Annotated in this window: 15 protein-coding genes; 7 read left to right on the top strand and 8 right to left on the bottom strand. The window is 33.6% G+C overall.

What is annotated here, in order from left to right; translation table 11 throughout:
- The first annotated feature begins 2 nt into the window (after positions 1-2).
- From ABEG63_RS13225 to ABEG63_RS13195, 7 genes are all read left to right on the top strand, one after another.
- Positions 3-881: an ABC transporter substrate-binding protein gene (locus tag ABEG63_RS13225; RefSeq protein WP_346585409.1), complete on the top strand. Its 879-nt coding sequence runs from the start codon at positions 3-5 to the stop codon at positions 879-881.
- Positions 865-1905, top strand: a complete 1041-nt coding sequence (locus ABEG63_RS13220; protein WP_346585407.1) for an iron ABC transporter permease — start codon at positions 865-867, stop codon at positions 1903-1905. Before ABEG63_RS13225 ends, ABEG63_RS13220 begins: the two co-directional genes overlap by 17 nt.
- On the top strand, positions 1905-2675 hold the full coding sequence (locus ABEG63_RS13215; protein ID WP_346585406.1) for a heme ABC transporter ATP-binding protein: 771 nt from the start codon (positions 1905-1907) through the stop codon (positions 2673-2675). The genes ABEG63_RS13220 and ABEG63_RS13215 overlap by 1 nt, the downstream gene beginning before the upstream one ends.
- Position 2676: 1 nt before the next feature.
- On the top strand, positions 2677-3327 hold the full coding sequence (locus tag ABEG63_RS13210; protein WP_346585405.1) for a class I SAM-dependent methyltransferase: 651 nt from the start codon (positions 2677-2679) through the stop codon (positions 3325-3327).
- 4 nt (positions 3328-3331) lie between these two features.
- Positions 3332-4360: a ChuX/HutX family heme-like substrate-binding protein gene (locus ABEG63_RS13205; protein WP_346585404.1), complete on the top strand. Its 1029-nt coding sequence runs from the start codon at positions 3332-3334 to the stop codon at positions 4358-4360.
- A gap of 224 nt (positions 4361-4584) precedes the next feature.
- The gene (locus tag ABEG63_RS13200; RefSeq protein WP_346585402.1) at positions 4585-5457 is read left to right on the top strand and encodes a ChaN family lipoprotein; all 873 of its coding nucleotides are present in this window, start codon (positions 4585-4587) and stop codon (positions 5455-5457) included.
- A gap of 1508 nt (positions 5458-6965) precedes the next feature.
- Positions 6966-7595 (top strand): peptide deformylase, encoded by a 630-nt coding sequence (locus ABEG63_RS13195; RefSeq protein WP_346585400.1) that lies wholly within the window; start codon positions 6966-6968, stop codon positions 7593-7595.
- Between the two features lie 20 nt (positions 7596-7615).
- On the opposite strand, the gene ABEG63_RS13190 is transcribed toward ABEG63_RS13195, so the two are convergent.
- From ABEG63_RS13190 to lipB, 8 genes are all read right to left on the bottom strand, one after another.
- Complete coding sequence (locus ABEG63_RS13190) at positions 7616-8242, bottom strand: hypothetical protein (RefSeq protein WP_346585398.1); 627 nt, start codon at positions 8240-8242, stop codon at positions 7616-7618.
- Positions 8243-8303: 61 nt separating this feature from the next.
- Positions 8304-9425 carry a lactonase family protein gene (locus tag ABEG63_RS13185; protein WP_346585396.1) on the bottom strand — a complete coding sequence of 374 codons (1122 nt, stop codon included), beginning with the start codon at positions 9423-9425 and terminating at the stop codon, positions 8304-8306.
- A gap of 22 nt (positions 9426-9447) precedes the next feature.
- Positions 9448-9699: a hypothetical protein gene (locus ABEG63_RS13180; protein WP_346585394.1), complete on the bottom strand. Its 252-nt coding sequence runs from the start codon at positions 9697-9699 to the stop codon at positions 9448-9450.
- A gap of 168 nt (positions 9700-9867) precedes the next feature.
- Complete coding sequence (locus tag ABEG63_RS13175) at positions 9868-10290, bottom strand: organic hydroperoxide resistance protein (protein ID WP_346585392.1); 423 nt, start codon at positions 10288-10290, stop codon at positions 9868-9870.
- Positions 10291-10725, bottom strand: coding sequence for a MarR family transcriptional regulator (locus ABEG63_RS13170; RefSeq protein WP_346585390.1), 435 nt, complete (start codon positions 10723-10725; stop codon positions 10291-10293).
- Positions 10726-10756: 31 nt separating this feature from the next.
- Positions 10757-11389 carry an NAD(P)H-dependent oxidoreductase gene (locus tag ABEG63_RS13165; protein ID WP_267406122.1) on the bottom strand — a complete coding sequence of 211 codons (633 nt, stop codon included), beginning with the start codon at positions 11387-11389 and terminating at the stop codon, positions 10757-10759.
- Positions 11390-11625: 236 nt separating this feature from the next.
- Positions 11626-12657, bottom strand: a complete 1032-nt coding sequence (locus ABEG63_RS13160) for a serine hydrolase domain-containing protein (protein WP_346585388.1) — start codon at positions 12655-12657, stop codon at positions 11626-11628.
- 130 nt (positions 12658-12787) lie between these two features.
- Positions 12788-13516: a lipoyl(octanoyl) transferase LipB gene (gene lipB / locus ABEG63_RS13155; protein ID WP_346585387.1), complete on the bottom strand. Its 729-nt coding sequence runs from the start codon at positions 13514-13516 to the stop codon at positions 12788-12790.
- Between the last annotated feature and the right edge of the window lie 25 nt (positions 13517-13541).

Raw genomic sequence — 13541 nt, 5'->3', positions numbered from 1 at the left:
TCATGAAAAAATTCATTTTGGCAGCATCGGTTCTTGTTGCAGTGTATTCATGTAAAAAAGAAACCGGAGCTAAAACTGAAACTACGACAGAAGTAAGTTCTGAAACACCAAAATCTAATAATAAAATTGTAACATTAAACGGAGGAATTACGGAAATCGTAGCCGCTTTAGGTCACGAAAAAGAAATCGTAGCAACCGATGTTACAAGCACCTATCCTGAATCTTTAAAAACAACGGCTAAAAATTTAGGGCACATGAGGTCGATGACAATCGAGCCGATCATGTCAGTTAATCCAACATTAATTTTAGCTTCTGATAAAGATATCAATCCAGAATTGATGGGTAAAATTAAAGCTTCAGGAATCAAAACGGAGACTTTTAAACAAGAGTTTACGGTCGACGGAACTAAAAAATTAATCGCCGATGTAGCAAAAGCGATCGGAAATACAGATTATCAAAAATTAACGGATAAAATCGATGCTGATTTAAAACAAGTTCAGCCTATCGCTAAAAAACCTAAAGTATTATTCATCTATGCAAGAGGGAACATGCTGATGGTTTCAGGAACAAAAACTCCAATGGACGCATTGATCGGTCTTGCAGGTGGTCAAAATGCCGTAACTGATTTTGAAGATTTCAAACCGTTAACGCCTGAGGCTGTGATAAAAGCAAATCCTGATGTTTTATTCTTCTTCTCAAGCGGACTGGAAAGTGCGGGAGGTAACGAAGGAGCATTAAAAATGCCAGGTGTTTCTCAAACCAATGCCGGTAAAAATAAAAATATTATTGCAATGGACGGAGGTTTGGTTTCCGGTTTCGGACCAAGACTTGGTGAGGCTGTTTTAGGATTAAATAAATTATTAGTTGAAAGCACAAAGTAAATTATACTTTTACATTACAATGAGTTCCATACTGCTTGTCATTCTTGCAGTATGGTCTCTTAATACAGGGGTTTACGACTTTGGTGGTAAATCTGCGTTTGAAGTGTTAGGTAAAGTAATGAAAGGAGATTCAACATTGTCGTTGAGTGATAAATATGTAGTTTGGGAAGTAAGAGCAGCCAGAATTATCATGGCAATTCTCATCGGAAGCATGCTTTCGGTATCGGGAACGAGCTTACAGGGATTATTCAGAAATCCATTGGCCACGGGAGATTTAATCGGGCTTACCGCTGGAGCTACATTAATGGCAGCCATTACCATTGTTTTAGGAGGATATTTCAGAGAATATCTTCCTGAAGTAGTACAGTTTTCGCTGGTCGGGATTGCAGCTTTCATTGGTTCGCTTTTAGCCATGCTATTGGTCTACAGAATTTCCACAAGCGGTGGTAAAACCAATGTGGTGATGATGTTGTTAACGGGTGTCGCTATTTCTGCTATTGGATTTTCCATTGTTGGTTTTCTGATTTATATTTCGAAAGACGAACAATTGCGAGATCTTACCTTCTGGAACATGGGAAGCTTAGCCGCTGCCACATGGACGAAGAATATTATTTTGACAGTGATTTTAATACTTTCGTATTCCATTCTTTTGCGAAAAGGAAAGGCGTTAAATGCCATGATGTTGGGTGAAAAAGATGCTCAGCATTTAGGAATTAATGTTGAAAAGCTTAAAAAACAAATCGTCATCATTGTATCATTAATGGTGGGAAGTTGTGTGGCTTTTTCCGGTACAATTGGCTTTGTAGGATTAATTGTTCCTTATATTTTAAGGCTTTTATTTAAATCAAATTACAACTATATTTTACCTTTATCAGCCATATTGGGAAGTGTTTTATTATTGTCGGCAGATACCATCAGCAGAAGTATTGTGCAGCCTTCGGAATTACCGATCGGGATTTTAACAGCCATGATGGGAGCTCCAATTTTCATTGCTATTTTGATGAAATTTAAAAAATCAATGTAATGGTTAAAGCAGAACAGATCAGTTATAAGCATAAAGATTTTTTTATTCTGAATGAAGTTGATGTTACCTTAGGCTATGGTGAATTTTTAGCCATTGTTGGTCCCAACGGCGCCGGAAAATCAAGTCTTTTGAGTGTTTTGGCGAATGAAGTAAAGTCGGATCAGAAAATTTTATTTAAAGATAAAAATATCCGCGATTGGAAGGTGGCTGAATTATCTAAACATAAAGCTAAATTCTCCCAGCACAACAGCAATGATATTCCACTTGAGGTAAAAGATGTCGTGATGATGGGGCGTTACCCTTATTTCGATGCGCAACCGAGACAGGAAGATCATGAAGCCATGAATAATATGATGTATGAAACGGATGTTTATCATTTAAAAGACAGGGAATACAATACTTTGTCCGGAGGTGAAAAACAACGTGTACACCTTTCAAGAGTAATGGCTCAATTGCAGAATGATATTACCAATAAGCTTGTTTTTCTCGATGAACCTTTGAATAATTTGGATGTTAAACATCAATACAAAGCATTAGAAATTATTAAAAATTTCACCAAAAAAGAAAATTCGGCGATTGTTGTTTTGCATGATTTGAATCTTGCCGCACAGTTTGCAGATAAAATTTTATTGATGAAATCAGGAAGAGTGGCTTCTTACGGAACACCAACGGAAGTTTTTACGGCAAAAACCATCAGTGATGCGTATAATTTTCCGTGTACCATTTTCGACCATCCGATCACAAGCAACCCAATGATTATTTTTGGATAATATGGACAAAGAAAACTTAAAAATATTAGCTCAGAATTTAGCCAATCCTCAAGGTGAAAAAGGTATTGAGATCGGCGAAATGATGAACGCCACCAATATCGGGATGACGTTGGAAAGCATTAAAACACTTTTAATTGAAGATGATGAAACGGTTCTCGAAATCGGACACGGAAATGCAGCTCACGTTAAAAGTATTTTAAACAAAGCTCAAAACGTAAAATATACAGGAATTGATATTTCTGAAACCATGCATAACGAAGCCAAAAGATTAAATGAAAAGTTTAAAGATCAGGCAGATTTTGTTTTGTATGAAGGATCTAAATTGCCTTTCGAAGATAAAATTTTCGATAAAATATTTACTGTAAACACCGTGTATTTTTGGGAGAAACCGATTGAATATTTAAATGAAATTTACAGAGTGTTGAAAGACAACGGAACTTTTGTTCTTACGTTTGGACAACGAGATTTCATGGAAACTTTACCTTTTACCCAATTCGATTTTACATTATACAATACGGATGAAATGGAAGAAACCGTTTCTAAAAGTCATTTCAAAAGAATGAAAATTTCTGAAAAGGAAGAAGAGGTAAAAAGTAAAACAGGAAACGAAACAATTACAAGAAATTATACAGTTTTAACCATAAAAAAATAAAATAATGAGCACATTAGTTAACGATTTAAAGGAAAAATGGGAAGCTCTGAAAGCTGAAAATCCGCATTTGAGAATTAGAAATGCAGCTGCACAACTTGAAGTAAGTGAGGCAGAATTATTAGCAACAAACGTAGGAGAGGGCGTTACCGTTCTTAAACCTGAATTTCAAAATATTTTAACAGAAGTTGAACAATTAGGAAAAGTAATGGCTCTTACGCGTAACGACGAGTGTGTTCACGAGAGAAAAGGAACGTATCTAAACGGAGATTTCAGCAGCCCGCACGCTCAGCTTTTTGTAGGGGAAGATATCGATTTAAGAATCTTCTTAAACCATTGGAAATTCGCTTTCGGTGTTGTGGAAGGTGATAAAAAAAGTCTTCAGTTCTTCGGAAAAGACGGTTTGGCACTTCACAAGATTTATTTAACAAAAGACAGTAACGACGCTGTTTTTGATGTGATTGTTGAAAAATTTAAGGCTGATGAGCAAAATTCTACATTAGAATTAGAAGCTGTGGCTCCAAAAGCTCCTGAAAAAGCCGATGCTGATATTGATGTGGAAGGCTTCCAAAAGGCTTGGTCTGAACTAAAAGATACGCACGATTTCTTCATGATGACAAGAAAATTCGGAGTGAGCAGAACGCAGGCTTTGAGATTGGCTCCGGAAGGATTTACCAAAAAAATTGATAATTCTAAAGTAGTAAATGTTCTTGAAGATGCTTCTGAAAAAGAACTTCCGATTATGATTTTCGTTGGAAACAGAGGAATTATTCAGATTCATACAGGAAATGTGAAAAAAGTTCTTTGGCACCAGCAATGGTTCAATGTAATGGATCCAGATTTCAATTTACATCTTGATGTAACAAAAATTCATGAGGCTTGGATCGTGAAAAAGCCAACGGAAGACGGAGAGGTAACGGCTATTGAAGTATTTAACAGTGAGGGTGACTTCATCGCACAGTTCTTCGGAAAAAGAAAACCTGGAATTCCTGAATTACAAGAGTGGAAAGACCTTGTAGCGGAATTGGAAAAATAAATAGTTAGATGATTTTATAAGGCCGTTTTGGAATTTTCAAGGCGGCTTTTTTTAATGTAAAACGATAGATTTATTTATAATAAGATGCTTCGGCAACTCAGCATGGCATTGCTAATACCAACTGTCTTACCTTTGCATATTCCGACGTGTCAGGCTGAGCTTGTCGAAGCCTTTTATAATACTTTCAAATCTTAAGTAGAATTTTAACTAAAAAAAATAAAAATATGAAAAACATTTTCATCGCGATATTATTAGCAGGTTTTTGCTCATTACAGGCACAAAGCTTCAAAGCCTATCAGTTTTACGATAAAAAAGGAAAAGAAATAAAGACTGAAAAATTGATCAAAGAATTGGCCGATTACGATGTGGTTTTCTTTGGCGAAAATCATAATAGTTCGATCAATCACTGGCTTCAGTTGAAAATTACAGAAGCTTTATTTGCTCAGAAAAACGGTCAGCTTATTTTGGGTGCTGAAATGTTTGAAAGAGATAATCAGTCTCAATTAAATCAATATTTGAGCGGAAAATTTGATGCGAAAACATTGAAAGACTCTGCCCGTTTATGGAATAACTATGCAACAGATTACAAACCGCTGGTTGATTTTGCTAAAAGTAAAAAGCTGAATTTCATTGCAACCAATATTCCGAGAAGATATGCTTCTCAGACGGCAAAAGAGGGTTTGGAATCTCTGAATAATTTAAGTGAAAAAGATAAATCTTACATTGCACAATTGCCGATTAAAGTAACGTTGGACACGCCGGGTTATCCTGAAATGAAAACGATGATGGGTGACCACGCAGACGGAACAAAGGTTATGAATTTTATTTCTGCACAGGCAACGAAAGATGCCACAATGGCGGAATCTATTTTGAAAAACTTTCAAACCGGAAAAACGTTTATTCATTACAACGGAAATTATCACAGTAAGGAATTTGGCGGAATTTATTGGTATATCAAACAGAAAAATCCAAATCTTAAAATGGCAGTGATCTCTGTTTTTGAATCTGAAAATCCTGAATTAAAAGTTCCTGAAAAAGAGTATGTCCCAACAGATTTTAATCTGATTATTCCGAGTGATATGACGAAGACTTTTTAATTTCAAAATCATACAAAATATAAAACGAGTTAACGCTCGTTTTTTTTATTTAAAATTTAAGAGAAAAGTGTGTTTTTTGAATAAGTTCAATTTTTTTCGAGCTCTATCTTTTTAGATTTGTTTTTAACAAAATACCAAAACATTCGTGTAAGTATAAGAGCAGACAGATAAGAAAGTATTGATTTTAAAGTGTATCGTAGCACAATTATTGTGCAGTTATTATAGGTATTTGTTGTTTTGGAGACTTCGGTCTCCTTTTTTTGTGAATTGAAATAACATTTTTATGCTTTTTTGAACTAGTTCAAGTTTTTTCAGGTCTATTGTTTCTAATTTTGTTTCAACAATTTACCAAAGCAAACACACAAAAAATGAAAAAAAATAAATTTAATTAAAAAAAATGTAGAGCATATTCATAACTGTGCATCGACAATAAGGTAATATTGTAAACCGAGGAAGCGAAAGCTTCCTTTTTTGTTTAATTCCTTATGATAAATAAAAATAGTTTAAATTTTTAATGGATGATGTTTTTTGAACTAGTTCAAACTTTTTGAATTTAAATGCATCTAAATTTGTCTCAGCAATTTACCAAAGCACAAGTATTCATGATGAAAAAATATAGAATTTAATCTTTTACATTTTACAAAGGGGTAAAATCAGAAGAGGTGGGAAGTCTTTGTACTTCCTTTTTTTTGTTAGTTTTTCTCATAAAAAAATAATGATTGATACTTTTTTGAACTAGTTCAAACTTTTTCATCTGAAATGCTTCTAAATTTGCATCATCAATTTACCGAAAGCCAAAAATACAAATGATGAAAAAAAACAAAGAAACACGGTAAAGTTTGATTCTTTACATTTTAAGGGGTAAAATTGAAAGGAAGGAAGTCTTAGTACTTCCTTTTTGTTGTTTATAATGAAAATTAATTTTATCAATTAGAAGTGAATTATTTTAACTTGAATTTTTTATTTAATGTAAAATATTTTTGATAAAAATTGTTTTTTGAACTAGTTCAAGTTTTTTCTATTTCAATGAAGCTATCTTTGTATCAACAATTTACCGAAAATAAACACAAACACACAAATGATGAAAAAAATAATGGTAAGAGTTTTTTTCTTACAATTAATAAGGGGTAAAATTGGGAAGAAAGGAGACGAAAGTTTCCTTTCTTTATTTTTATAGGATATAGATTTTAGATAAATAATTGTACGGTTGATGTGATTAATGTAAATTTTAGAAATGATTAAAAATATTTTTAATAAAAATTACTTTTTGAACTAGTTCAAGTTTTTTACAATTCAATGTAGCTACATTTGTATCAGCAAATTACCAAAACGTAAAAACACAAATGAAAAACACAAATGATGAAAAAATATGAATTCCAAAGCGCTATTGTTTTGAATTTATTTATGGTAACTTGACACTAAGGAGGAAGCAAAAGCTTCCTTTTTTTTGTTTTTATAAGTAATGAAAAATAAATGTATTAGCTATCTTTGTGATACATTATATCAGAATGAGAAAATTATCCTTTTTATTTATTCTTTTCATTGGTTTTATTCATGCTCAGCAATTAACTCAAGCTGAGATTTCAATTATTAATCAAGGTGATGTAAAATCTGCTTTGCCGATATTTCAAACGACTGACGATCATCAGCATAAAACGTTGTTAAGCCTTTCCGCAGAAGCCAATCCTTTAGATCCGAATATTGCGACATTGGTAAAAAGAATGCAGCTTTCTTTATTGTCAACAGACGGTGGGGTAGGAATTGCCGCGCCACAGGTGGGAATCAACAGGAAAATAATTTGGGTTCAGCGTTTTGATAAATCCGGAGAACCGTTGGAATACTTTATCAATCCCGTGATTGTCTGGAAATCGGAGTTACAGAATTTGGGATCGGAAGGTGATTTGTCGATTCCTGATTTTAGAGATCAGTTTTACCGGAGCAAAGTAATTCAATTGGAATATGTAGATTTAAAAGGTCAAAAGTATTCTGAGATCGTAGAAGGCTTTACCGCGGTGATTTTCCAGCATGAAATTGACCATCTTTTCGGAATTTTAATCTCAGATAAAAAAGAAAAAGAGAAAAATGATTCTTATAAACCAGTAGATGCGTTTAAGAAAAGTGATTCGGTGACGAGGTGATTATTTTCTGTTAAAAAACATTATTTGCTAAGCTCTTCAACCATTTCAATGATTTCTATAAAGTCATTTTCTTTTTTGAAAGCTTTTATTTTTTCAACAATTTCAGGATAATCTTTGAAGAGAATATATAAATTTTCTTTAGCTTTTTCATATTTTTTATCCTTCATTCGGATCATATAAGGATATGCAACTAATTTCTTTTCGGGATCCGAAGAATCCTGAAATACAAAATTAGGATAGCTTTCAATTGTTCTGGAAACTGCATTATACCCAGTTATTAAGGTAAAATAGATATTAAATTTCCCTTCAGAAACAACTTCTCCAAAGGTTTCATTAATTGTTGTAAGAATACCGACTAAGGCATAGCTATCAGCGTATGCTTTAAAATTAAAGAGAGGAACAAATTTCAGATTATCAGAAGAAAAACTAATAACATCCGTAGGTTTATATTTTACCGTACTTTCAGTTGAGCTTTTTCTAAATTTTAAGTTGTCATTTTGGCTCGGAAACCATTTCAATTCGCCTTCCAGTGTAGATTCATCTTTAAGAATAACTTTTCCGTAATTAAATTTTTTTGCAAAAGAATATTCTTGTGCATACGAAAAAATTAAACTGAATATTAAAATAAGGCTGAAGATTTGTTTCATGGTGTAATGTTATGGAAAAACTGTAACGTTCAAAGTGAAAATTTATTATGTATTAAAAGAATTAATATCTCTTCATCTGCACATTCGTCACATTTTTAATTTTAATCTTTTTTCCAACTTTTTTTAACAAACCGTTTTCTGCATTTCGTTTAAATACAGTCACATTGCTGGAAACGGTATTGGCAGTAATCAAAAATTTTCCGCTAGGATCAAGAGTGAAGGTTCTGGGATGTTTTCCTTTTACCGATTGATAATCAACTATTTTTAAAGTTCCATCATTCTGAATAGAAAATATGGCAATATTATTTTCATTTCCACGATTGGAAGCATATAAAAACTTTCCGTCAGGCGAAATATGAACATCAGAACTTTCAAAATCATCTTTAAATTTTTCCGAATGGGTGTTGATTCTCTGTAAATTGTTCAGTTTTCCACTTTCATAAGAATATACGCTTACCGCACCGCCCATTTCTTCAATAGAATAGGCAAATTTTCCGTTCGGATGAAAAGTGAAATGCCTCGGTCCGCTTCCCGGAGCTGTTTTGGTGAAAGGGATTTCAGCTTCTTGCAACGGCTGTTGGGTTTCACTTTCAAATTGATAAGTTCTAATTTTATCCGCTCCTAAATCCGGAAGAAAAATATAGTCGAAATTGGGAGAAAAAACAGTGGAGTGGATGTGCGAACGTTCCTGTCGATCAGGATTTACACTTCCTTCCGAATATTGGATATTCTGAACATAAGGTTCAATTTTTCCGCCTTCCGAAATAGGATATACAGAAACACTGCCTTGTGTATAATTTCCGTTTACCAGCCATTTTCCACTTTGATGAGCCATCAGATAAACCGGGTTTTCGCCGCCACTTTTTTGCCTACTGATGAAGGTTAAAGCTTTCTTTTCAGAATTAAATTCAAAACTACTCACACTTCCGCCATTTGAAGTTTTACTTTCTGTACAGGCAAAAAGATATTTTCCGTCAGAAGATAGCGTAAGATAAGATGGATTCGAAATGCCTTTGTAGGAAGTCACTTTTGAAAGATTACCTTTAACGGTATCGAGTTCATACACATAAATTCCTTCAGTTTCTTTATCCCAGTTGTACGAACCAAAAAAAGCATATGTTTTTTGAGCATGAAGTTGTAGATACGTAAAAGTCGCAATGGCGAGGAAAAGAAGTTTTTTCAATTTCAGAGGTTGATTAAAAAAATTAAAATTTCAGATTTCTTGCTTTAATCTCTTTATCCAGTTCTTTCGCTTCTGATTTATTTCGCATCAGCATAAATACAAAAATCAATGGGAAAAATGTGAAAAATCCGAGTCCTTTTTTAACGGCACTAAAAACGGCAATTCCTACAAAAAAGCCAATTAATACAGCACTTATAATATTAGTATTTTTAGCTTTCATTCTTTTGTCCAGTAGCTCTTCGTCTGTTAATTCTGAAATTGTTTTTCCGTTCATTCCTTATTGTTTAATGTTGATTTTTTGGGTTATTCTGTTTTTTTAATAAGACTTTAATATCCGATTAAGATTCCATAAAAATAATTATTTTCTTTGTAATATCTCTTTGTTAAAACAAAAAAATCTGCTTCCTCAGAAACAGATTTGATATTTTGAATGAAACAAATTTTAGTTGTTTGTCACGGAAAGTTTTACTTCAATATTATTTCTTGTCGCATTCGAATACGGACAGATTTCGTGAGCTTTTTCCGTTAAAGACTGTGCTTCTTCAATAGAAACTTCAGGAATATTCACATCCAGTTCCACTGCCAGACCAAAACCTCCGTTTTCCAACTGACTAATGCTTACTTGCGCCGCCACTGTTGTTTCTCCGGTTTTTATTTTAGCTAAACTGATCACCCTGTTCAATGCGCTGTCGAAACAGGCAGAATATCCCGCTGCGAAAAGCATTTCAGGATTGGTGAAATCATCATTTGCTCCGCCTAGTGCTTTAGGCATTCTTACTTCAAGATCAAGAATTCCGTTTTCGCTTTTTACCTGACCGTTTCTACCTCCTTTGGCTGTTACTTTTGTTGTATATAAAGTTTTCATTTATTTTTCTATTTTGCTTAATATTTTTTGGACACTTTCTTTTAAATCAATCCAGTCTTGCGGCTGAACATCAACAATTTTATGAATCTTCGCCGGAATTTCGCAAGCCTTTTGCTGAAGGCCTTTTCCGGATTCTGTGATGAATACTTCAACCACTCTTTCATCTTCTTTTTTTCTTTTTCGCTGGATAAATCCTTTGGTTTCCAATCTTTTCAGAAGAGGCGTTAAAGTACCGCTATCAAGGTATAATTTTTCCCCGATGCTGCTCATCGGCAGTCCGTCGTTTTCCCACAAGATCATCATCACGAGATATTGAGGATACGTAATATCCAACTCATCGAGAAACGGACGGTAAAGCCCTGTAATCTCCTTTGCAATCACGTAAAGCGGAAAGCAGATTTGATTTTCTAATTTTAAAGATTTTGAATTTTCCATACGATTGAAAATGAAAAGTCTGTTGACTTTATTATTTTTTAATGATGAATTCCTCCATCGGAACTCGAACTTTCTTCATGGTAGAAAGCCAGTCTTTTTCTTCGTCTCTGTAACCAAGATACAGCAAACTTACACTTTTTAAACCTAATTCGTTTAATCCTAGAATTTCATCAACCACAGCAGTACTGAAACCTTCTGCGGGAGTACTGTCGATTTTCAACTCAGCAGCTTGCGCTAAAGCAAAACCTAAAGCAATATAAGTTTGTCTTGCCGTGTGGGCAAAATGTTCTTCTGCAGTTTGTGCATTGTACATTTCCTTAATTTTATCGGTATAACTTCCGAAACGTCCTCTTGGCAATTCTCTTACATCCGTGTGGTGATCATATACTTTATCGATTTTTTCATCGGAGTAGCTGTCCCAAGCCGCAAAAACCAAAACGTGTGAAGAATCTCTCATGACTTCAGGATTCAAAGCACCCTGAACCATTTTTTCTTTCAATTCCTGATTTTCAACCACAATAACTTTGAAAGGTTGAAGTCCTGAAGAAGTAGGAGCCAATCTTGCTGCCTCTAAAATAGTATTTAAATCTTCTTCTGATACTTTTTTTGTTGGGTCATAAGCTTTTACAGCGTGTCTCCATTTTAAATCTTCTATTAATGACATTGTATATATTTTAAAATTAAACTTTATTATTATTCAGAATTAGGTCTGAATGAATTAACTGTACAAATGTACAAACAATTATATTGTGTGCAATTTAATTTGCCGAAATTTAACATTTGAAAAAATCTATAATTTATATTTATGAAATTTTAAATAATTGATATTTAAGTAGATAATGAAAAAAAAACTGCATTGGATGAATGCAGTTTTAAAATTTTTATGTCTGATAAAATGATCTATTTTTTAATCAAATCGCTTTTCAGAATTATATTTTTAATCTCTGTTTCAAAATAATAATATAAATCACTGTTTTCATTCATCTGGTTTTCAAGAACAATGATGCTTATATCGCTTTCAGGAATATAAATGTTGAGCGATGCAAAACCGTCTCCAAGTCCTGTATGGCCGAAATACTGAACATTTTCATCATTAACGATTCGTATATTATATCCGTAACCCCTTTTTTCTTTTCCGAAAACGTCATGTTGTGACATCACTGATGGAGTAGTCATTAAACGATAAGAGCTAAAGTTGAGGATTTTATTCTTATGAAGCTGATTATTCCAGATCGAAAGATCTTTTGCCGTAGTAATCACGCCATCTGCAGGAAGATTTTCATCATTGATAAAAGATTCGTCGACGGTACTGAAAACATTATTATTAACCATATGACCGGTAACAAGCTTCCCTTTATTTTCTTTAGAATAGCAGAAAGTATCTTTCATTCCCAATTGCTGAAAGAGTTCTGTTGCCAGCTGTTTATAGGATTGTCCCGATACATTTTCAATGATTTTTCCTAAAAGTATGTTGGAAAGGTTACCATATTTAAAATCCGTTCCGGGTTCGAACAGCAAAGGCTTTTCAAGATCTGTAATTCCATGAGTATGATTTAAGAGTTGATGAACAGTCACTTTTTCAGCCCAAGGTTGTGTAAGATTTGGTAAATAACTTTTAATGGGAAACTTTAAATCTACTTTGCCTTTTTCAACTTCTTTCAACAGTAAAACGGCTGTGATTTGCTTAGTGTTCGACATAATTTCGAATTGATCAGTAAACTGCAAAGGAGTCTGATGAGTAATATCTTTAAAACCATGCGCCCTGGAATATTGCGGCTTTCCGTTTTTAGTGATAAGTACAACTCCATTAAATATTCTGGGTTCCTTGACACTGATTAAACTGTCTATTTCGAAAATATAATTCGTCTGTGCAAAAGGGGTGAAGAATGAAAATAATAATGCAAAGGTTAATAGTTTGAAATTCGTCAACATTGGGATCTTGGTTAATTTTTTGAATTCCAAAAATAGAATTAAAAATTAAATTTAGCTAATGAAAATAAGGGTTTAACAAGCCTTTATGATAAAAATTAAACCATCAAAGAACTGATGGTTTAGTAAAATTTTATTTGAATTTTAATTCTGCTTCAAAAACTTCCACAAAATGCTTTCTGATCTTGGCTTTAATATCTTCCATTTCTTCAGGAGTGAGTTCTCTTTCAAGCTCTCTCTTCAAAGAAGTCACCTGTTTATCCTTAATTCCGCAAGGTACAATGTATTCAAAATAGCGCATGTCCGTATTTACATTCAGGGCAAAACCGTGTAATGTAACCCAACGGGAAGCTTTCACACCCATGGCACATATTTTTCTAGCATAAGGTTTTCCAACATCCAGCCAAACTCCTGTTTCGCCTTCCGAACGTTCACCTTTCAAACCATATTCTGCGATGGTTCTGATGATTACTTCTTCAAGATTTCTCATATATTTATGAATGTCGGTGAAGAAATTTTCAAGGTCTAGAACAGGATAACCAACGATTTGTCCGTAACCATGATAGGTGATATCGCCGCCACGATTTACTTTAACGAAAGTGGCATCGATTTCCTTTAATTTGTCAATTCCGGCTAACATATTTTCTTCATGTCCGCTTTTTCCCAACGTATATACATGAGGATGCTCTACTAATAGAAAATGATTCGGAGTTGTAATATGTTGTTCAGCAGGTAAATCTCGGTTTTTAATTTTGGTATCAATAATATCTTTCATCAGTTTTTCCTGATAATCCCAAGCGGGCTGATATTCTTTTACGCCTAAATCTTCAAATTCTACTACTTTATTTTGAATTGTGTTCATACCATTTTTTGAATAGACAAATTTA

This window comes from Chryseobacterium sp. C39-AII1 (assembly GCF_039672645.1).
GTDB lineage: Bacteria > Bacteroidota > Bacteroidia > Flavobacteriales > Weeksellaceae > Chryseobacterium.
Note: the sequence above shows the minus strand (reverse complement) of the source record. Positions and strands in the feature narration are given on the sequence as shown.

Coding starts and splice junctions, on each gene's coding strand:
- ABEG63_RS13160 (WP_346585388.1), bottom strand. CDS start 12,657: ATGTTGACGAATTTCAAACTATTAACCTTTGCATTATTATTTTCATTC.
- lipB (WP_346585387.1), bottom strand. CDS start 13,516: ATGAACACAATTCAAAATAAAGTAGTAGAATTTGAAGATTTAGGCGTA.
- ABEG63_RS13190 (WP_346585398.1), bottom strand. CDS start 8,242: ATGAAACAAATCTTCAGCCTTATTTTAATATTCAGTTTAATTTTTTCG.
- ABEG63_RS13180 (WP_346585394.1), bottom strand. CDS start 9,699: ATGAACGGAAAAACAATTTCAGAATTAACAGACGAAGAGCTACTGGAC.
- ABEG63_RS13215 (WP_346585406.1), top strand. CDS start 1,905: ATGGTTAAAGCAGAACAGATCAGTTATAAGCATAAAGATTTTTTTATT.
- ABEG63_RS13200 (WP_346585402.1), top strand. CDS start 4,585: ATGAAAAACATTTTCATCGCGATATTATTAGCAGGTTTTTGCTCATTA.
- ABEG63_RS13225 (WP_346585409.1), top strand. CDS start 3: ATGAAAAAATTCATTTTGGCAGCATCGGTTCTTGTTGCAGTGTATTCA.
- ABEG63_RS13175 (WP_346585392.1), bottom strand. CDS start 10,290: ATGAAAACTTTATATACAACAAAAGTAACAGCCAAAGGAGGTAGAAAC.
- ABEG63_RS13205 (WP_346585404.1), top strand. CDS start 3,332: ATGAGCACATTAGTTAACGATTTAAAGGAAAAATGGGAAGCTCTGAAA.
- ABEG63_RS13210 (WP_346585405.1), top strand. CDS start 2,677: ATGGACAAAGAAAACTTAAAAATATTAGCTCAGAATTTAGCCAATCCT.
- ABEG63_RS13165 (WP_267406122.1), bottom strand. CDS start 11,389: ATGTCATTAATAGAAGATTTAAAATGGAGACACGCTGTAAAAGCTTAT.
- ABEG63_RS13195 (WP_346585400.1), top strand. CDS start 6,966: ATGAGAAAATTATCCTTTTTATTTATTCTTTTCATTGGTTTTATTCAT.
- ABEG63_RS13170 (WP_346585390.1), bottom strand. CDS start 10,725: ATGGAAAATTCAAAATCTTTAAAATTAGAAAATCAAATCTGCTTTCCG.